The following is an 18,721-nucleotide window of genomic DNA, read 5'->3' on the forward strand; positions in this document are numbered from 1 at the left end:
CGATGATCCGGCAGTTAAACCCCAGGTGCAACCGGCATAGATGTGATTTGCGCCATAATAGCTGTTCGCTATTGCTGGCTGGAGGGGCGCTTAGCACGTGCTGTTGCAGTGCGCTAGCTAGTAATTTCAGGGGGCTGCGAGAGGCTGATCTTCGCGCGGGAAAGACGGAATAGATACGGCGTTAACGCTGAATTCATCATGACGTGAGTCGATGGCGAAAACCGACCGGTCGGAGATTCGGCCGAGATATGCTTCGCGGTATACCAAACAGGCAAGTCTTGAACTCCCGTCCGCCTGCGAGCAGAATCGAGCGACGACGCTCGTCGTCCGAGCGGAATTTCCTGTATCCGTACCTGCAGATGTTTTTGACGCCTGTCCAGGTTGATACCCGTTCTATATTCAGGGGAAGAATCGCATGACATCCACCGCTTTCCTGTTTCCCGGCCAGGGCTCACAACGTGTCGGCATGGGTCACGACCTGGCGCAGGCCTACCCCGACCTGGTCGCGCCGCTGTTCCGCACCGCCGACGAGGTGCTCGGCTTCGAGCTGTCCCAGCTGTGCTGGCACGGACCGGAGGACCGCCTCGCCCGCACCGACATCACCCAGCCCGCGATCTTCGTCGCCAGCCTGGCCGCCTACCGTGTACTGGCCGAACTCGTTCCCGCGCCCGTGGTCGTCGCCGGCCACAGCCTCGGCGAGTACACCGCCCTGGTCGCGGCGGGCGTGCTCGAGTGGACCGACGCGCTGCGCTTGGTCCGGCGCCGCGGCGAACTCATGGCGCGGGTCAACGAATCGAATCCCGGTGCGATGGCCGCCGCTCTAGGGCTGTCGAGTGACACGGTCGAGCGGCTCTGCGCCGAGGTGCGCGACCAGACCGGGGCGGTCGTCGAGGTTGCGAACTACAACGCCGAGGACCAGACCGTGGTGTCGGGTAGCGAGGCCGGTGTGATCGAATTCACCACCAGGGCAACTCGACTCGGCGTCGAGGGGGCCAAGGTGAAGCGGCTCGCGGTCGGCGCGCCCTTCCACAGCTCGATGATGGCCCCGGTCGAGGCGGAGTTCGCGGCCGATCTCGCCGGGGTCCGCTTCGCCGATCCGGTGATCCCGCTCGTCGCGAATGTCACGGCAGCGCAGGTGCGTACGGGGGAGCAGGCGCGTGCGGGGCTACGGGCACAGCTCGCCGGATCGGTGCGCTGGAGCCAGAGCCTGTGCACCGTCCGGGAATTCGGTGTCGAGACGTTCGTCGAAGTGGGCCCTGGTCGGGTGCTCACCGGGTTGTGTAAACGGGCGTACCCCGAGGTGGCGAGCTATTCCGCGGGCGACCGACGGCGCATCCGCGCGGTGGCCGAGGAAGTGGGCGGGGTGTTCCCGGCGGAGGCGGTGGGCTGAACCGCTGCCCGGCGCTGTTCGATCTCACCCCAGAACTCGACCGACAGCGCTTCGTAGCGGATGCCGAACTCGAGCACGAGCAGCTCGTGGGTGTCGCTGGCCGGATCGCCGGAGAGCGAATCATGGGCGGCGAGATAGCGATCGAGCCGTTTCTGATGCGCCTGCTTCTCCCCGGCGGCGACCTCGACCACGTCGTCGGGGGAGGAGAGGCTGCCGAAATACAGCTTGAGCAGTCCGCTGTCGCGCAGTTCGTGCGTGCGCCTGTCCTGCCCGGTGGTGAGCCAGTCCTCGAGTTCGGCCCGGCCCGCGTCGGTGATGGAGTAGATCCGGCGGCGGCGACCGGTGGTCTCCTGATAGCCGGACAGCAGCCCCTCTTCGACGAGGCGTTCCGGTTCTGCGTAGATCTGGGAATGGGGGAACGACCAGAAGAATCCGATCGAGCGATCGACCTGCTTCTTGATGTCGAAGGGAGTGCAGGGTCCGGTGCGGGCGACCAAGCTGAGGACCAGATAGGACGTCGGGCTGAGCTTCCGGTCGGCCAAGCAGCTCACTCCTCTGGTATCGGGTGACAACATCCTGGGTGAGAAACAGGAATGTTTCATTATTGGAGCCGGATATCGCGATCCGCACTATACGTTTCGGACTATGCGCTGTCAAAGGCTGCCCGCAGTCGTCCGCCGTGCGACGACAGCGTCACACGGCGGACGAAGGCTCAGGCGACCAGCGGTTTCAGTGCCTCGCCTGCCATCTCGAGAACACCGGGATGGTGGCCGTTGGCAACCATGTTGATGATGAGGCCGTCGACGCCGTGGACCAGCACGCGTTCGGAGATCTGCTCGGCGACCTGCTTCGGCGTTCCGACGAACAACTTGCCCGCCATCGAAGCCCGCACCCGCTCGACCTTCGCCCGTTCACCCACGCGCGCGGCGAACATGTCGTCGATGAGTTGTTCGGCGCGGTCGGCGTTCTCGTCCATCACGACGAAGGCGAGGTAGCTGACATCCAGCGTCGACCGGTCGCGCCCGGCCTCCGCGCAGCGCTGGTCGAGGGCGGCCATCTTGCGCGGCAGCTCGTCGGTCTCGCAGCCGATGCTGAGATGGTCGGCGTGCCGTGCCGCCAGGGCGAAGGTCTTCTTCTCGCCCGCACCGCCGAGCATGATCGGCACGTCGTCGCGCATGCGTGGTTCGTTGATGACGTTCGCGACGCGATACCAGGTGCCCTCGAAGCTCGGGCGTTGTCCGCGGAACATCGGTGCGATGATCCGCAGTGCCTCGTCCAGCTTGGTGAACCGGTCGGTGAAGGTGCCGAATTCGTAACCGTAGGCGAGGTGTTCGAGCTCGAACCAGCCCGCGCCGATACCGAGCATCGCCCGGCCCCGGCTGATCACATCGAGGGTGGTGACGATCTTGGCGAGCAGCGCCGGATTGCGGTAGGTGTTGCCGGTGACCATGGTGGACAGCCGGATCGTCTCGGTGACGGCGGCGATCGCGCCGAGCGTGGTGTAGGCCTCGAGCGTCGGGCCGTTCGGCGGGCCGAAGCGCTGATAGAAGTGGTCGGTCAGGAACAGGGTGTCGAATCCGGCCTTCTCCGCCGCCTGCGCCTGCGCGACGATAGCGGGGAACAGTTCGTCGACCGGTGCGCCGAAATTGAAGTCGGGCATCTGGAAACCGAGGCGGACGATGCCCCGGCCGGTGGGTACGGACATGTCAGACATCCCTTCGGAGCAGGGCGCGGCGGGCGAGGGCCGACACCCCGAGTGTCACGGTTACCACGATCGCCAGCCGGGGCCAGCCGCCGAGCGCGCCGATGAGTTCGGCTGAGGCATCGGCACTTTGGGAGAGCTTGCCGACCACGGCACTGGGTGCCTGCAGGGTCGCCAGCTTGTGCAACTCGCCGAACGCCGTCGCCGACGCCGCCTCGGGTAGCACCACGTGCGCGGCCGCCGCGGCGACCGCCCCGGCGGAGCTGCGCATCAGGATGCCGAGCGCCGCCCCGAACAGGGCCACCGCCGGGAACACACAGACGATGCCGAGCAAGCCCGGAAACGCGTCACCCGCGGCGTATTTCGAGCTGTCGATGGCGAAGATGCCGACCAGATAGGTGAGCGTGGTGGCCGCGATGCCCAGGGTCGTGCTCACCGCGGCGGCGGTGAGCATCTTCGCCCCGAACACGACATCGCGTTGCGGTGTCGCCGCCAGGACCGAGCGGATGGTCCCCGAGGTGTACTCGGTGGAGGTGACCAGTGCACCCCAGGCGCCGATGAGCGCGATGGGCAGGGTCATGGCGGTGAAGGCGCCGCCGATCACGGTGTCGGTGGTCTCCAGGCTGTCGGACAGGCCGACCAGTGCCGCCGACACCGGGCCGATCAGCAGCGCCAGGATGGGCAGCAGGAACAGCGCCCGCGACGACCGGATCTTGATCAACTCCGAGATCACCTGGTATCGCATCACCTCCCGGGGTGGCGCCGAGCGGTTCGGGGTGGCGTTGGTGCTGGTGACGATCGTGGTACTCATGCCGACTCCTGCAGTGTTTCGGTGTCCTGGAAGGTGTGCCGACCGGAGACCAGCCGGGTGAAGACCTCTTCGACCGTCGCGGTGACCGGCGTCAGCTCGTCGAGGACGATGTCGTGGGTGGCCGCGAGGCGCCAGATCTCGCGTGCGGTCACCCCGCGCACGGTGCCGGTGTCGCCCCGGATCTCGATGCGGTCGCCGAGCACGGCGGCCAGCCGGGTCAGCTCGTCCCCGCGCACCCGCACCCGTGGTTCGGCATTGGCGACGAAGTCGGCGGTCGGCTCGTCGGCGACGATCTTGCCCCGGCTGATCACCAACAGGTGATCGGCGACCAGTTCGGTCTCGCTCATCATGTGGCTCGACAGCAGCACCGTGCGGCCCTCGTCGGCCATGGCCCGCAGGGTCTGGCGGATCCAGCGGATGCCCTCGGTGTCCAAACCGTTGACGGGTTCGTCGAGGATCAGCACGGCGGGATCGCCGAGCAGGGCGGCGGCCACGCCGAGGCGCTGGCGCATGCCGAGCGAGAAGCCTTTCACCCGCATCCCGGCCACGTCGGCGAGCCCGACCCGCTCGAGCACCTCGTCGACCCGCGTGCGTGGGATGCCGTTGCTCGCCGCGAGGAAGGCCAGATGATAGGCGGCGGTGCGCGATCCGAGCACATCGCTCGCATCGAGCAGGGCGCCGACGGTGTGCAGTGGGAATCGCAGGTGGCGGTAGTCCTGGCCGAGTACCGTCGCCGTACCGGAGGTTGGGGTGTCGAGTCCGAGTATGCAGCGCATCGCGGTCGACTTGCCCGAACCGTTGGGGCCGAGAAACCCCGTGACCCGACCTGGTTCGACGGTGAAGCTCAGGTTGTCGATGGCGCGAGTCCTGCCGTAGAACTTGGTCAAGTTACGTGCTTGGATCATGCTTTCGAGCGTATTGAGCAGGCATTTTCGCCACATCCATCCCGGGAGCCAACTGCGCGGGTAGTCCTCGAGAGGGATGCGGCCCGCCCGGTGCGTTCGCGCGGTGGCGATTACGCTGATGTCGCAGGGTGGTTCGGATCGGTTCGGCGCAGCGCGCGCCGTCCGCACAGAGGGGCGAATTCCGTTGTCGGACAACCAGTATCAAGCTCGAAGTGGGGCACCGGCGAACATCCGGGTGCTCATCGCCGACGATCAGGAGCTGGTGCGCGAGGGCTTGAGCGTGCTGCTGGACTCCCAGCCCGACATCGACGTCGTCGGTCAGGTGGCCGACGGCGAGCAGGCGGTGCGCGAGACCGAGCGGCTGGCCCCCGATGTGGTGCTCATGGATGTGCGGATGCCGGTGTGCGACGGGATCGAGGCCACCCGCCGTATCACCGCCGCCGGCCCGGCCAAGGTGATCGTGCTGACCACCTTCGACCTCGACGCCTACGTGTATTCCGCGTTGCGTGCCGGTGCCTCGGGCTTTCTGCTGAAGGAATCCTCGGCCCGTTCGCTCGGTGAAGCGGTGCGCGTGGTCGCCACCGGTGAGGCGCTGCTCGCCCCTTCGGTCACCCGGCGCCTGCTGTCCGAGTTCGCCCGGCAGGGGCAGTCGGTGCGGTCGGCGGAGAAGGCGGCGGGGCTCACCGCGCGGGAGACCGAGGTGCTGGTACTCATCGCGCGCGGGTTGTCGAATGCCGAGATCGCCGGGGAGATGGTGATTTCCGAGCAGACGGTGAAAACCCATGTCGGCCGGATCCTGGACAAACTGCAATTGCGCGACCGGACCCAGGCGGCGATCTACGCCTACGAGACTCGGCTGGTGAGCCCGCTGTAACACCGGCGGCGATCAGGAGCGAACTTGTCGTAGTCGCACCGTAGCGTGATGCGCGGTGGACGCCGGTCGCCGAATGGTTGCCGGCGCCGTACGCAGCATCGTCAACGGTACGACGTCGGCGGGGGAGGGAATGGTTGTGACGGTGGAGGGGGCGCTCGAACGTGCGCGTGCCGCCAGGCGGATCGGACGCGTCGAGGAGGCGCGCCGGGTGCTGGGGACTGCCCTGGCGCAGGCGCACGACGACCCGGACGTGCTGGTCGAGTTGGCCGGAATCGCCTACGACAGCCTGGAATTCGACAAGGCCCTCGACTACGCGAGGCAGGCGGCCGTCGGCGAACCCGAATCGGCGGGCGCACACGAGATGATCGCCAAAGCGTCGGCGGCACGCGGTGACTGGGACACCGCCTTCGCGCACGGCGACATCGTCGTGCGGCTTTTTCCCGACGAAGCGTTCTCATGGCTGCTGCTCGCCTGGTTGCGTGCATTCGGGGCTCCCCGGGACGAGGCCGGGGCGCGCGGCACTGTCGGAAGCCATCGCACTGTCGCCGGAGGACGTCGAGGTGCATCGGTCGGCTGCCGTGATCTACGCGCGCCTGCGCGACCGCGACGCGGCACGACGACATCGCGGGGCGGGCCTCGAGATCGACCCGACACAGCCGGAACTGCTCTACCTGCAAGCTCGATCGGAATTCACCCTGAGCGGCAGCAGAACGGCGGCCGTTGCCACGCTGCGGAGCCTGCTGGCACAGACACCGGCCTATGCCTCGGCGCGGCTGATGCTCGCCGAGATCTGCTGGCGGGCCATGATGCGCTTGGCGGCATGGGTCTGGGTTTTCGCGGGATGTGCTGCGCTGGTGGGGATCTGGGGTAGACCGTGGCTGCTGTGGATGCTGACCGTGATCTTCATCGTCGTCCTCGTCCGTGCGTGGACCGGGGTGTTCGGTACGCTGCGTGGCTGGACACCTCAGCCCGCGGTATCGGGGGCCTTGTCGGCGGTGCTCGGCATCGTCTTGCTCACGTTCCTGATCGAATGGATTCGTGCGCTCTTGATCGACTGGATTCGTGTGCTCCGGCTGCGCCGGTCCACCCTGCGAAAAGATCTGGAGTTCGCGCTGGTCTTGGTATCGGTGGCCGCCGTGGCGACGGCGGCGCTGTTCTCGGGTGGTCGCGAAATCGACGTCGGCGTGTTGCGGAGCCGCGATGTCGTGAATGCCCCTGCGCCATCGCAGGTTTCACCGAGCACGGTTCCGGTGTCACCCACGCCGACTCTCGTCCGGCTACCGACCGTCCCGCCCGCCCCACCACAGATCACGACTCCACGCGCGATACCGAGGCCGCCACTGTATGCGCCGTCCTACTTCCGGCTACCTACAGTTGGCCAGGTGCCGATCGTGACACCTGAGCGCTGATCACTCGGGTGGGCTCGGCGCCCTGGCCCGATCTCGACTGCCGCGAGCAGTGGCAGGCCGGTCGTCCTGACTGCCGTAGCAACGGTAGTGTGCGCCCGAGGAATCCAGGGGGAGGGGAAATCGTGCCGGTACAGGCAGCGCTCGAGCGGGCGCGGGTGGCTTTGGAGATCGGGCGGGCCGAGGAGGCTCGGGGAATTCTGGGGGCCGTGCTGGCGCAGGCACCGGACGACCCGGAATTGCTTGTCGCGCTAGGGAACACGGCCTTCGCGCTCGACGATCCGCAAGAGGCGTTGCGGTGGGCGGGGCGCGCCATCGGTGCCGACCCGGAACTGCCCGAAGCGCAGATGCTGGCCGCCATGTGCGCGGCGATGCTGGGGGAGTGGGGGCGGGCGCGCGAGCACAGCGAGACGGTCCTGCGGTTGCTGCCCCACGAACATGCGTCGCTGTTGCTGGCGGCGTGGATGATCGCCTTCGCGCCGGGCGCCGACAGCGACCGGGCCGTTGCGATCGTCGGCAAGGCCGTCGAACTCGCGCCCGACGACGCCGGCGTGCACTGCTCCGCCGCCGAGATCTACGAGCGCCTCGGCGACTTCGACGGGATCCGGCGCCATGTCGGCGCGGGACTACTGCTCGACCCGACCCACACAGACCTGCTCCGCATGCAGGCGCAGCTCGAGTTCGGCGGCGTCGACGGTGGCAGGCAGTCGGCGGTGGCGACGCTGCGCGGTGTCCTCGCGCAGGCGCCGACGGACAGCAAGGCGAAACGGCTGCTCGCCGAGGTGCACTGGCGAGCGCTGATGCGGCTCGCCGCGTGGGTGTGGTTCTTCGCGGGTTGCTATGCGGCCGTGGCGATGTGGGCGCCCACGATGCTGCTCCGAATCGTGTCGCCGGTGTTGCTGGCGGCGATTCCGCTCGCCTGGTTCGGCGTGTTCCACAAGCTGCGCAAACAACTGCCTACCGGGTATCTGCGGACTCGCGTGTTGCGACCGCGCGTGGTGTTCGCACTGCTCGTGGTGGTCGGTGCGGCGTTCGGTGTCGTACTCGGCGCGGTGGCGATGCGGTCGGAGTACGTGGCGTTCATCCGGATCGGGAGCTGGCTGCTCGTGCTCGGTGCGCTCGGGGCCGCGCTCGCGCATCTGCTGCTGTACACGGCGTGGTTGCGGCCGAGCCGCGACGACCCCGATCCCGAAGACGGCTTCGACTTCGCGGCCGTGCAGATCATGGTGCTCGGCATCTGCGTGGTGCCGCTGGTCGTCCTCGCCGGTCTCACACGCGGATTCGCGCGCCAGCCCGCCGTATTCGGTGCGTTCCTCGCCGTGGTCGGTGCGGTGTTGTTCACCCTCGTTCTGGAAGCCGGAATCGGAATCTGGCGCGATGGAGCGGGATACCGCAGGCTGCCCGTGATCGCGGCGATCGTGTGCGCCCTGCTGGCCGGCGCGGGTGCGGCCGTGTGGTGGGGTGGCGGCGAGATCGTCGACGGGGAAATGCGCGGCCGTGAGTTCATGAATGTGCCCGCACCACCGACGATCTCACCGCGCGAGTTCCCGACGATCCCGACCCTGCGAGTTCCGACTCTCGTCGTACCCCCGACTGTCACGGGGATACCGGCCGTGACCCCGACTCGGTGACAGCGGCAATCGGTCCGCAGGGCCACATGGTCGCGCGAGCAACTGTCGGTTCCGGTGCCTGGCGACCGTAGGCCGCGAGGGGTGGTGACAGCGGCAACCGGTCCGCAGGGCCGCGCGGTCGCGGCAGCAGGTGTCGGCTCCGGCGCCCGGTGACCGTAGGCACCAGGGCAGGACCGCTGCTCGTCAGTCGTCGGCAGCGCTGTTGGCGGCGGCGACGACCGCGGGGAGCAATCCAGGGACCGCCGATTCGACATCTTCGGTGCGCAGGCGCTGATAGGTCTGCCCGTCGAGGGTGAGGCGCTCGATGAGACCCGCTTCGCGCAGGATCTTGAAATGGTGGGTCGCGGTGGACTTGTTGATCGCGTCGTAGAGCGCCGAGCAGCGCAGCGGGCCGCCCGCGTTGCTCAGGCGGCGCACCATTTCCAGGCGCACGGGATCGTGCAGCGCGCCGAGTACGGCGGGCAGCTCCGCCACGGGCAGGGTGGGCGCCGCGGGGAGATCTTTAGCCTGCGTCATGATCTACCTCACTCCCGGGTTTGATAGTCATCATACCCGGCGTAGGGTCAGGGTCGTTCGATGGTTATCAAACTCACCTGATGGGGGCTGCGATGGCAGCGACAACGATGGTGCCGACCGAAACCGGTCAACGGTGGGCCTACGGGCTGGTACTCGCCGCCACCGGCGTGGCACTCGGTGTCTCCGGGGCGCCCGCCCCGCTGTACGGAATCTACGAAACCGAATGGCACCTGTCGCCGTTCACCACGACGATGGTCTTCGCCGTGTACGCGGTGGCCGCGCTCGGCGCGGTGCTGGTGTCGGGTCGCGTGTCCGACGTGGTCGGGCGCAAGCCGGTGATCGTCGGCGCGTTCGCCACCATGATCCTCGGGCTGATCGCCTTCCTGCTCGCCGACTCGGTACCGATGCTGCTGCTGGCGCGGGCCCTGCACGGCGCGGCGGTCGGGGCGACCGTGGTGGCGGGTGCCGCCGCGCTGCTGGATCTGCGACCCGAACGGGGCGCGCGGTCCGGCCAGCTCAGCGGGGTGGCGTTCAATGTGGGCATCGCGATCGCGGTGCTCGGGACCGCCGTGCTCGCCCAGTACGCGCCGTCGCCGCTGCGCACGCCGTACGTGGTGATCGCGGTGGTCTGTCTTGCCGCCGCCGCGGGGATCCTCGCCCTGCGCGAACCGCACACGGCCCGGGTCAAGGGACGTATCACGATCGCGAAACCCGCTGTGCCGCAAGAGATCAGTGCCGATTTTTGGTTCTCCGCGATCGGTGTGATGGCCGCGTGGTCGGTGCTCGGTGTGCTGCTGTCGCTGTATCCGTCGCTGGCCGCCGCCGAGACCGGCGTGCACAACCTCGTCTTCGGTGGGGTCGTCGTCGCCTCGACCGCCTTGGCCGCGGCGATCGTCCAACTGTTCGCCACCCGCATTCCGGCGCGCAGGGCGGCGATCATGGGTGACCTCGGTATGGCCGCCGCGCTGCTGGCCACCATTCCGGCGCTGGCCACGAAACAACCGGCCGCCGTGCTGATCGCGGGGCTCGTGCTCGGCGCGACGTTCGGGCTCGGCTTCGGTGGTTCGCTGCGTCATCTGTCGGAAGTAGTGCCGCCGCATCGGCGCGGAGAAACGATGTCGGCCTATTACCTGCTCGCCTATTCGGCAATGGCTTTGCCGACGCTCGCGGCAGGTTGGGCGGCGACCACCTGGGGAATCGCGACGGTATTCCCGTGGTTCATCGCGATCGTCGCCGTGGCCTGTGTGCTGGCCGCCCTGCTCGGGCTGCGCGGCAGCCGGGCGAAAGGCTGAGGACGAACCCCGTCCGGCCGGGTGAAACGGCCGGACGGGGTCGGGCAATTATGTGGGCCAACCGCCGTAGGGCACGGTGATCAGTTCCAGGAAATGGCCGTTGGGGTCGAGGAAGTACACGCCTCGGCCCCCGTCGTTGTGATTGATCTCGTTGACGCCGTGCTGCTGCGGATCGGCCCAATGGTCCAGCTTGTAGCGCTGGATCTTGGCATAGGCCGCGTCGAACTCGGCTTCGGAGACCAGGAACGCGTAGTGCTGCGGCTGGATCTCGGAAACGAACGGCGGCACCTTCGCGAAATCGAACGTGACGCCGTTGTCGAGCGGGATGGGAATGAACGGACCCCACCCTTTTCCTATGTCCAACCCGAGGATGTCCGCCCAGAATTCGGCGGTTTCCCTATTGTCCCGACATCCGACAATGGTGTGATTGAACTGTACTGACAGGGGATTTCTCCTTGGTTCGTGACGGCGCCGACCCTGGGCTCGGTACAAGGCGGCCGACAGGAGCACCGTCACCGGAAACGAGATTAACGCCGAATCCCGGGCCCGGCAACGCCGATGGCGCGGTAGGTTCGCGCCATGAGGATTCGTGGAGCCGTTCTCGAACGCGTCGCCGATCCGGCACCGTTCGCGCAGTCGCGGCCGATCACCGTGTGCGAACTGGAGCTGGCCGAGCCGGGTGACGGCGAGTTGCTGGTGCGGATCGAGGCGGCCGGATTGTGCCATTCGGATCTGTCGGTGGTCGACGGCAACCGGGTGCGCCCGGTGCCGATGCTGCTCGGTCACGAGGCGGCGGGCATCGTCGAAGCGGTCGGCGCCGGTGTCGACGATGTGACGGTCGGGCAGCGCGTGGTGATGACGTTCCTGCCGCGCTGCGGCGACTGCGCGGGCTGTGCCAGCAACGGCCGCACACCCTGCGGGCCCGGCAGTGTCGCCAACAACGCGGGCGAGCTGCTCGGCGGTGGGCGGCGGCTGCGTCGCGACGGCGAGGATGTGCACCATCACCTGGGGGTTTCCGGGTTCGCCACGTACGCCGTGGTGGATCGGCGGTCGGTGGTCCCGGTCGACGACGACGTACCACCGGAGGTCGCCGCAGTCCTGGGCTGCGCGGTACTCACCGGCGGTGGCGCGCTGCTCAACGCCGCGAAACCCGGTGCGGGAGACCGGATCATGGTGGTCGGTCTCGGCGGCGTGGGGATGGCGGCGGTGCTGGTGGCGGTGTCGCTCGGGCTCGGTGAGGTGATCGCCGTGGACACGGTGCCCGACAAGCTGGCGCTGGCACGGGAATTCGGGGCCACCGCCGCCTTCACCCCCGCCGAGATCGCCGAGCGAGCGGTGAACGCCGACGTGGTGATCGAGGCCGCGGGTAACGTCCGTGCCTTCGAAACCGCCGTCGCCGCAACGGCTCCCGGTGGTGTCACCGTGACGGTCGGCCTGCCCGCACCCGAGGCCACCGCAACGATCTCCCCGCTCGCGCTGGTCGCCCAGGGACGAACCATCATCGGCAGCTACCTCGGCTCGGCCGTGCCCGCCCGCGACATCCCCGAATACGTGCGGATGTGGCGCGCCGGGAAACTGCCGCTGGAACGACTCGTGTCGGCGCGCATCGGACTCGACGCGGTGAACGAGGCCATGGACGAACTCGCCGCGGGCGCCGCGCTGCGGCAGGTGATCGTCTTCGGCTGACCTCGGCGTCCCCGGCCGGTGCCTGCTCGATAGGCTTGCGGACAAGCGGAAACGATGACGAGGAGATGCGGTGACCATTCGGGTCGGAGTGCTCGGAGCACGCGGCAAGGTCGGGCAGGCCATCTGCGCGGCGGCGGAGGCGGCGGCCGATCTGGAGCTGGTGGCCCAGGTCGACAAGGATGACGCTCTCGAGGCGTTCACCGAGACCGGCACCCAGGTCGTCGTCGACTTCACCCACCCCGACGTGGTGATGGGCAACCTGAAGTTCCTGATCGAGAACGGCATCCACGCCGTGGTCGGCACCACCGGTTTCGACGAGGCACGGCTCACCGAGGTGCGCGGGTGGTTGGCGCAGCGTCCCGAGGTCGGGGTGCTGATCGCGCCGAACTTCGCGATCGGCGCGGTGCTGTCGATGCGGTTCGCCGAGCAGGCGGCGCGGTTCTTCGAGTCGGTCGAGGTCATCGAACTGCACCACCCGAACAAGGCCGACGCGCCCTCGGGCACCGCCTACCGCACCGCCGCGCTCATCGCCGCCGCCCGCGACGAGGCGGGGGTCGGGCGCAGTCCCGACGCGACGACCGCCGAACTCGAGGGTGCGCGCGGCGCCGACGTCGACGGGGTGCGCGTGCACTCGGTGCGCCTGGCCGGGCTCGTCGCCCACCAGGAGGTGCTCTTCGGCACCCAGGGCGAGACGCTGACCATCCGCCACGACTCCATCGACCGCAGCTCGTTCGCCCCCGGCGTGCTGCTCGGGGTTCGTGAGATCGCCGGACGGCCGGGCCTGACCGTCGGGCTCGATCCGTTCCTCGACTTGTGAGCGCCGATCCGGTGACCCAGGCCGAGCCGAACCGTCAGGTCGTGAAAACCGTTGCGCTCGTTGCCTTCCTGGTGCTGGCGCTGGTGTTCTACTTCATCCGCCTCGGTGGCCTTGCCATCGCCTACATCGCCGACGGCAAGCCGGCGGGCATCGCCATCGGCATCGGCATGCTCTTGCTGCCGATCGTCGGCGTGTGGATCGTGTGGACCACCTTGCAGGCCGCCCTCGATCATCAGCGCCTGGCCCGGCGCGTCCACGACGAGGGCCGCGAGGTCGACACCTCGCAGCTGCCGCGTCGCCCGTCCGGCCGCATCGAACGCGACGCGGCCGACGCCCTGTTCGCCGAGATCAAGGCCGAATGGGAAGCCGACCCGGACAACTGGCGCAGCTCCTACCGGCTGGCCCGCGCCTACGACTACGCCGGTGACCGCACCCGCGCCCGCGAGACCATGCGCCGCGCGGTGGCCCTCGAGAAACTGGAACGCGACGGAAAGTAGCTCATGGCCCGGTTGCTCATCGTCCACCACACCCCCTCGCCGCACGCCCAGGCGATGTTCGAAGCGGTCCTGGCCGGTGCCACCGACCCGGAGATCGAGGGCGTCGAAGTGGTGCGCCGAGCCGCGCTGGCCGTCACCGCCGTCGACGTGCTGGAGGCCGACGGCTACCTGCTCGGCACCCCGGCCAACCTCGGCTACATGAGCGGCGCCCTCAAGCACGCCTTCGACACCATCTACTACCCGTGCCTGGACTCCACCCGCGGTCGTCCCTACGGGCTGTACCTGCACGGCAACGAGGGCACGGAGGGCGCCGAGACGAGCGTCGAGCGGATCACCACCGGGCTCGGGTGGACGCGCGCGGCCGCGCCGGTGGTGGTGTCGGGGCCTCCCGGCAAGGCCGAACTGGAACGCTGCTGGGAGCTCGGTGCCACCATCGCCGCAGGTCTGATGGGGTAAATGCGCATCGCCCCGAATTCTGGTGGCTGACATCGCGGCTGCCGATACGGTAGAACTCGACTCCGACGTGTTGCGGGCTGGCCGCGGATGGGTGTTCGAGATGGGGAGTGGTCGGTGACCGAGGTGCAGACGGTGCGACGGATCGGGTTGGTCGAGGACCACGAATCGGTGGCGATCGGGTTGGCCGCCATGCTCGGCCCCGAACCCGACCTGGAACTGGTCGCCACCGCCGAGACCGTCGCGGGCTTGCTCGCCGACGCCGACGACCTGGATCTGGTGGTGCTCGACCTGCGCCTGCCCGACGGGTCGAGCCCCGAGGACAACGTCACCGCGCTGCGCGAGCGCGGCATCGAGGTGCTGGTGTTCACCGGCGCCGACAACGCCTTCCTCGTCCGCTCGGCCGCCAAGGCGGGCGTGCTCGGCGTGCTGCGCAAATCCGAGGGCGCGGCCACCGTGGTCGATGCCGTCCGCCGCGCCGCCTCCGGCGAACAGGTGGTCACCACCGACTGGGCCGCCGCCATCGACGGCGACCCGCAGCTGTCCGACGTGGGTCTGAGCCCACGCCAGGAGGAAGTGCTCATGCTCTACGCCTCGGGCGAGAAGGCCTCGCGCGTGGCCCGCCTCACGGGGCTGTCGGAACAGACCGTCAACGACTACCTCGGCCGCATCCGGCAGAAATACGCCGACGCGGGCAGGCCCGCACCCACCAAGACCGACCTGTACAAACGGGCCGTCGAGGACGGGTGGCTGCCCGTGCCGGAGAGGCAGCAGCGCACGTGAGCACCGCGGTCGCCGCCGCGCCCGCACCCGTCGCCGAGATCGACCTGTCGCATGCGGCGACCGATCAGATCCTGCGCAGGCTCGGAGTGGTCATCGGGATCGGTGCGCTGATCGTGATGATGCTCGAATTGCCCGCGGTGCTGGTGCAACCGGTCTACCTCGCCCGCTGGCCCGAGATCCACCTCGTGTCGGCCTATGTGCTGTTCGCGGTACTGGCGATCGTGTCGGCGCGCGGCCCGGTGCGCGCGATCCGGCGTGCGGCCGGCGCCGCCGCGGTGGTTTATCTCGCGGCTGCGGCGGTGACACCGCTGCTGTACTCGGTGACCTACATCGGCTCGTTCGCCTCCTGGCCCTACCGGGGACTGGCTGTCGGTGCGCTGGCGGCCGGTCTGGCATGGCCACGGCGGGTGGCTGCGGTCTTCGTCGCGCTGCTGGCGACGGTGGCCGCGATATCGAATGTGCTGGTGATCCCCGGTAGTTCGATGTGGACGCTGGTCGGTGACATCACCCGGGCGCTCGGTGTGGCCGCGCTGTTCCTGTGGTGCGTGGTGTACGCGCGGGCCGCCGCCGAACGAGTCGACCGGGAGGCCATCCGGCAGCGGGTACGCGCCGCGACGGTCGCGGCGACCACCGCCCGCGAACGCGAAGGCGCCCGCTTCGCCGCGCTCATCCACGACGCGGTGCTGTCGACCCTGCTCGAGGCCTCACGCAGTGCCGGGTCGACCCCGGTGCTGCGCCGCCAGGCCGCGCGCACCCTCGAACAGCTCGAACAGTCACGCAACGCCCCCGAGATCGACCACTTCGACGCCGCCGCCACGGTCGAGTTCCTGCGCGACGCGGTGCGTGAAGTGGATCCCGAACTGCCCGTTCAGGTTTCCTCACGCGGTGCCGACCTGCGGCTGCCGGTGGAATCGGCGCGGGTGCTCGGCGCGGCACTCATGGAGGCGGTGCGCAACAGCTTGCGCCATGCGGGCGCAACCGGTCGCACCGTTCGGCGTGGCTTGTCGGTGACCATCGCGACCGGCGGCATCCGGGTGGTGCTCACCGACGACGGCGTCGGCTTCGACCCGGCCCGCGTCCCCGCCGACCGGATGGGCATCACCGGCAGCATCCTCGGCCGCATGCGCACCCTCGCGGGCGGCGCGGCGTTCGTCGAGTCCTCGCCCGGCGCGGGCACCGTGGTCACCCTGGTGTGGGCCAGCGATGGCTGAGCGCGACCTGCCGTTCGGGATGCGCGACCTGTTCGGCCTCAGCGACGGAACCGCCTGGCTGTTCGTCGTCATCTTCGAAGCGACCATCGTGATGCACCTGCGGGTGAACTTCGGCATCGCCCCACCACTGCCCGCCACGGCCGCACTGCTGCTGATGGCGGCGGCCGCGCTGGTGGTGCTGGTGTTCCCGATGGATCCGCTGCCCTGGCCGCCGACGGTGTTCGTCGCGGCCGCCGGACCGATGGCGATGGCGCTGACCGTGCCGTGGGTGCAGAACCCCTCGGGCTTCTCCAACCAGTTGTGGACGGCCTATCCCACTTCGTATCTGCTGGCCATGCTGGTCCTGCGCGGGCGGGTCGGTGCGGCCTGGCTCGGCGTGGCGGCGGCCGCGTCGGTGCTCATGACGCTCGGGGTGTTCACCGAGTGGCACGCGGAAACCGTGGTGCGCGCGCTGACCCCGATCGCGACCGTCGGCGCGGTGACGGTGTTCATGGCCATCGTGCGGCCCACCCAGCGCTCGCTGCGCGAGCTGGGATCGCAGGCGAACCTGCGTGCCGCCACCGAGGCGGCCCTGCACGCGGCGACGGCCGAGCGGGACCGTCAGCTGGTCCGGCTCGACCAGGTGGCGGGCCCGATCCTGACCCGCATCGCCGAGGGCCGTGAACTCACCGACGACGAACGCGAACAGTGCAGGCTGCTCGAAGCCGAACTGCGTGACGGATTACGCGCCCCCGAACTGGTCACCGAACGCCTGAGCACCGCCGCCCGGGGCGCGCGGGCGCGCGGTGTGGAGGTGACACTGCTCGACGACGGCGGTTTCCGTGGTGTCCCGGAATGGGTGCGGCGCAACGTGATCGAGGCCGCCGTCGAGGCACTCGACGCGGCCCGGGCGGGCACCGTCACCGTGCGGGTGCTGCCCATCGGCAGACGCTGGGTGGCGACGGTGCTGGCCACCGGTCCCGACGGCGACCGGCGCACGGAGATCGATACTGCCGGTGACGTGCGGGTTTCCACCTGACCCGAATCTGTCGTACCCCTGTGCCAGGGTGGTGGCATGCAGCGGATGAATGCGGCGGCGGCCCGGCGGATCGCGCTGGCCGCCCAGGGTTTCGGCAAACGCCGCCCGGCCAACCCCAAACGGCGGGCGATTCTCGATGTGGTGGCCAGAACCCGCCTGCTGCAACTGGATTCGGTCTCGGCCGTGGTACGCGCCCACTACGCGCCGGTGTTCAGCCGGATCGGCCCCTACGACCGCACCCTGCTCGACGGCGCCGCCTGGAGCGACAGCCCACGCGCCAGGCGCGGTCTCGTCGAGTACTGGGCACACGAGGCCGCGCTCATCCCGGTCGCCGACTGGCCGCTGATGCGGTGGCGCATGGCCGAATACGAGCACGGCCGGTGGGCGGGCATGCGCAAGGCGGCCGAACGCAACCCGACGCTCGGCAAGGACATCCTCGACGTGGTCACCGAGGTCGGTGCGGCCAGCGCCCGCGAGATCGAACGGCATCTCGAACTCGACAAGCCGCGCCCCAAGGGCACCTGGTGGAATCTCAGCGACACCAAACTGATCTGCGAGCAGCTGTTCGCCGCGGGCGAGTTGTCCACCGCGCGCCGGGTCGGCTTCACCCGCCACTACGACCTCACCGAGCGCGTCGTCCCCGCCGACATCCGTGAACGTACGATCGCCGAAGCCGACGCGGTGCGGGAACTGGTGCGCCGCGCGAGCCGGGCGCTCGGTATCGCCACCGAACCCGACCTGCGCGACTACTACCGGCTGCACCGCCGCCAGAGCGCGCCTGCCATCGCCGAACTCGTCGACGCGGGCGAACTCGTCCCGGTCGATGTCGACGGCTGGGACGCACCGGCCTACCTGCACCCGGAGGCGAGTATCCCGCGCCGGATCACGGGTGCGGCCCTGCTTTGCCCGTTCGACCCGCTCATCTTCTTCCGGCCACGCACACAGCGCGTGTTCGACTTCCACTACCGCATCGAGATCTACACACCCGAACCCCAACGGGTGCACGGGTATTACGTCTTCCCGTTCCTGCTCGACGGCAAGCTCGTCGGCCGGGTCGACCTGCGCGCCGAACGCGCGACCGGACGGCTGCTCGCCCCCGCCGCGTTCGCCGAACCCGGCCACGCCACCGCCGAGACCGCCCACGCGCTGCGCGGCGCGCTACGCGAGATGGCGGACTGGCTCGAACTCGACGAGGTGGTGATCGGCGAGCGCGGCGACCTGGCCCCGCTGTTATGACCGGGTGCGCGTCACCATTTCTGCCCGCGCATCTGATCGCGCAAGGCGCCGGTGACCGCGCCCGAGAGCCACGAGTTCAGTGACTGCCCGTTCTGCTGGGCCGCCTCCTCGGCGCGGGACTTGAGCTGTTCGACCAGACGCAGGGTGACGCGGCTGATGTCGCCGGTCATCTCCTCGAAGGTCGGGGGTTCGGCATCGTCGCCGGACGTGTTCTTGCGCACGTCGGCCACGACGTCGGTGCCGTCGAGACGCACGTGCACGGTGCGGTCACCGAGCTCGGTACTGATCTCGGCGGCCAGTTCCGACAGTGCCGACAGCAGCACCAGCCGGTGCGAGCTCTCCACCGCTGCGGCCAGTGCGGCGGCGGTGGCCTGCGTTTTCTCGTCGCCGAGAGCCGCGGCGGCGAGCAGTTCCTCGCGCAGCCGCGCGGTGTGAGCGTTCAGATCCATGACATCAGCATGACGTCACTCATGACATCACGCAAGGAAGGCGA

General features: G+C 69.0%; 20 protein-coding genes. 13 read left to right on the forward strand and 7 right to left on the reverse strand.

The annotated features are described in order from the left end of the window. The first annotated feature begins 415 nt into the window (after positions 1-415). Entirely contained in the window at positions 416-1,390 is a 975-nt protein-coding gene (gene fabD, locus HYG95_RS05525; protein WP_181696914.1) for an ACP S-malonyltransferase, read from the forward strand. Here the strand turns inward: fabD and HYG95_RS05530 are convergent. From HYG95_RS05530 to HYG95_RS05545, 4 genes are all read right to left on the reverse strand, one after another. Beyond that, positions 1,309-1,932, reverse strand: coding sequence for a PadR family transcriptional regulator (locus tag HYG95_RS05530; RefSeq protein ID WP_181696915.1), 624 nt, complete (start codon positions 1,930-1,932; stop codon positions 1,309-1,311). The two genes, fabD and HYG95_RS05530, sit on opposite strands and share 82 nt — an antisense overlap. A gap of 170 nt (positions 1,933-2,102) precedes the next feature. Then, the gene (locus HYG95_RS05535) at positions 2,103-3,095 is read right to left on the reverse strand and encodes an LLM class F420-dependent oxidoreductase (protein ID WP_181696916.1); all 993 of its coding nucleotides are present in this window, start codon (positions 3,093-3,095) and stop codon (positions 2,103-2,105) included. Position 3,096: 1 nt separating this feature from the next. Further along, positions 3,097-3,903, reverse strand: a complete 807-nt coding sequence (locus HYG95_RS05540; protein WP_181696917.1) for a hypothetical protein — start codon at positions 3,901-3,903, stop codon at positions 3,097-3,099. Next, entirely contained in the window at positions 3,900-4,808 is a 909-nt protein-coding gene (locus tag HYG95_RS05545) for an ATP-binding cassette domain-containing protein (protein WP_181696918.1), read from the reverse strand. The genes HYG95_RS05540 and HYG95_RS05545 overlap by 4 nt, the downstream gene beginning before the upstream one ends. 103 nt (positions 4,809-4,911) lie before the next feature. Between HYG95_RS05545 and HYG95_RS05550 the strand changes: the two genes are divergently transcribed. The 3 genes from HYG95_RS05550 (at position 4,912) to HYG95_RS05560 (ending at position 8,719) form a co-directional block, all read left to right on the forward strand. Beyond that, positions 4,912-5,682 carry a response regulator transcription factor gene (locus HYG95_RS05550; protein ID WP_356983950.1) on the forward strand — a complete coding sequence of 257 codons (771 nt, stop codon included), beginning with the start codon at positions 4,912-4,914 and terminating at the stop codon, positions 5,680-5,682. A gap of 560 nt (positions 5,683-6,242) precedes the next feature. Next, a complete protein-coding gene (locus HYG95_RS05555; RefSeq protein WP_220139082.1) occupies positions 6,243-7,091 on the forward strand; it encodes a hypothetical protein in 849 nt (282 codons plus the stop codon). Between the two features lie 122 nt (positions 7,092-7,213). After that, the gene (locus HYG95_RS05560) at positions 7,214-8,719 is read left to right on the forward strand and encodes a lipopolysaccharide assembly protein LapB (protein WP_181696920.1); all 1,506 of its coding nucleotides are present in this window, start codon (positions 7,214-7,216) and stop codon (positions 8,717-8,719) included. Positions 8,720-8,902: 183 nt separating this feature from the next. On the opposite strand, the gene HYG95_RS05565 is transcribed toward HYG95_RS05560, so the two are convergent. Next, on the reverse strand, positions 8,903-9,235 hold the full coding sequence (locus HYG95_RS05565) for a helix-turn-helix transcriptional regulator (RefSeq protein ID WP_067492681.1): 333 nt from the start codon (positions 9,233-9,235) through the stop codon (positions 8,903-8,905). A gap of 92 nt (positions 9,236-9,327) precedes the next feature. On the opposite strand from HYG95_RS05565, the gene HYG95_RS05570 reads away from it, so the two are divergent. Then, entirely contained in the window at positions 9,328-10,527 is a 1,200-nt protein-coding gene (locus HYG95_RS05570; RefSeq protein ID WP_181696921.1) for an MFS transporter, read from the forward strand. A 48-nt stretch (positions 10,528-10,575) separates the two neighbouring features. Here HYG95_RS05570 and HYG95_RS05575 read toward each other — a convergent pair whose 3' ends face one another. After that, complete coding sequence (locus tag HYG95_RS05575; RefSeq protein ID WP_181697028.1) at positions 10,576-10,971, reverse strand: VOC family protein; 396 nt, start codon at positions 10,969-10,971, stop codon at positions 10,576-10,578. A gap of 135 nt (positions 10,972-11,106) precedes the next feature. Between HYG95_RS05575 and HYG95_RS05580 the strand changes: the two genes are divergently transcribed. The 8 genes from HYG95_RS05580 to HYG95_RS05615 all read left to right on the forward strand — a co-directional run bounded on the left by HYG95_RS05580 (position 11,107) and on the right by HYG95_RS05615 (position 18,228). After that, complete coding sequence (locus tag HYG95_RS05580; protein ID WP_181696922.1) at positions 11,107-12,213, forward strand: zinc-binding dehydrogenase; 1,107 nt, start codon at positions 11,107-11,109, stop codon at positions 12,211-12,213. A gap of 70 nt (positions 12,214-12,283) precedes the next feature. Next, complete coding sequence (gene dapB / locus HYG95_RS05585) at positions 12,284-13,030, forward strand: 4-hydroxy-tetrahydrodipicolinate reductase (protein ID WP_181696923.1); 747 nt, start codon at positions 12,284-12,286, stop codon at positions 13,028-13,030. Continuing rightward, positions 13,027-13,527: a hypothetical protein gene (locus HYG95_RS05590; protein WP_225280460.1), complete on the forward strand. Its 501-nt coding sequence runs from the start codon at positions 13,027-13,029 to the stop codon at positions 13,525-13,527. The genes dapB and HYG95_RS05590 overlap by 4 nt, the downstream gene beginning before the upstream one ends. Positions 13,528-13,530: 3 nt before the next feature. Beyond that, entirely contained in the window at positions 13,531-13,983 is a 453-nt protein-coding gene (locus HYG95_RS05595; RefSeq protein WP_181696924.1) for a flavodoxin family protein, read from the forward strand. Positions 13,984-14,070: 87 nt separating this feature from the next. Beyond that, positions 14,071-14,763 carry a response regulator transcription factor gene (locus tag HYG95_RS05600; RefSeq protein ID WP_067492691.1) on the forward strand — a complete coding sequence of 231 codons (693 nt, stop codon included), beginning with the start codon at positions 14,071-14,073 and terminating at the stop codon, positions 14,761-14,763. Further along, the gene (locus HYG95_RS05605; RefSeq protein ID WP_181696925.1) at positions 14,760-15,974 is read left to right on the forward strand and encodes a sensor histidine kinase; all 1,215 of its coding nucleotides are present in this window, start codon (positions 14,760-14,762) and stop codon (positions 15,972-15,974) included. Before HYG95_RS05600 ends, HYG95_RS05605 begins: the two co-directional genes overlap by 4 nt. Next, entirely contained in the window at positions 15,967-16,992 is a 1,026-nt protein-coding gene (locus HYG95_RS05610) for a hypothetical protein (RefSeq protein WP_181696926.1), read from the forward strand. Before HYG95_RS05605 ends, HYG95_RS05610 begins: the two co-directional genes overlap by 8 nt. A gap of 36 nt (positions 16,993-17,028) precedes the next feature. Next, positions 17,029-18,228 (forward strand): winged helix-turn-helix domain-containing protein, encoded by a 1,200-nt coding sequence (locus HYG95_RS05615; protein ID WP_181696927.1) that lies wholly within the window; start codon positions 17,029-17,031, stop codon positions 18,226-18,228. A gap of 11 nt (positions 18,229-18,239) precedes the next feature. On the opposite strand, the gene HYG95_RS05620 is transcribed toward HYG95_RS05615, so the two are convergent. Beyond that, the gene (locus HYG95_RS05620; RefSeq protein ID WP_067492704.1) at positions 18,240-18,677 is read right to left on the reverse strand and encodes a hypothetical protein; all 438 of its coding nucleotides are present in this window, start codon (positions 18,675-18,677) and stop codon (positions 18,240-18,242) included. Between the last annotated feature and the right edge of the window lie 44 nt (positions 18,678-18,721).

This window comes from Nocardia sp. GTS18, from assembly GCF_013839555.1.
In the GTDB taxonomy this organism is placed as follows: domain Bacteria; phylum Actinomycetota; class Actinomycetes; order Mycobacteriales; family Mycobacteriaceae; genus Nocardia; species Nocardia rosealba.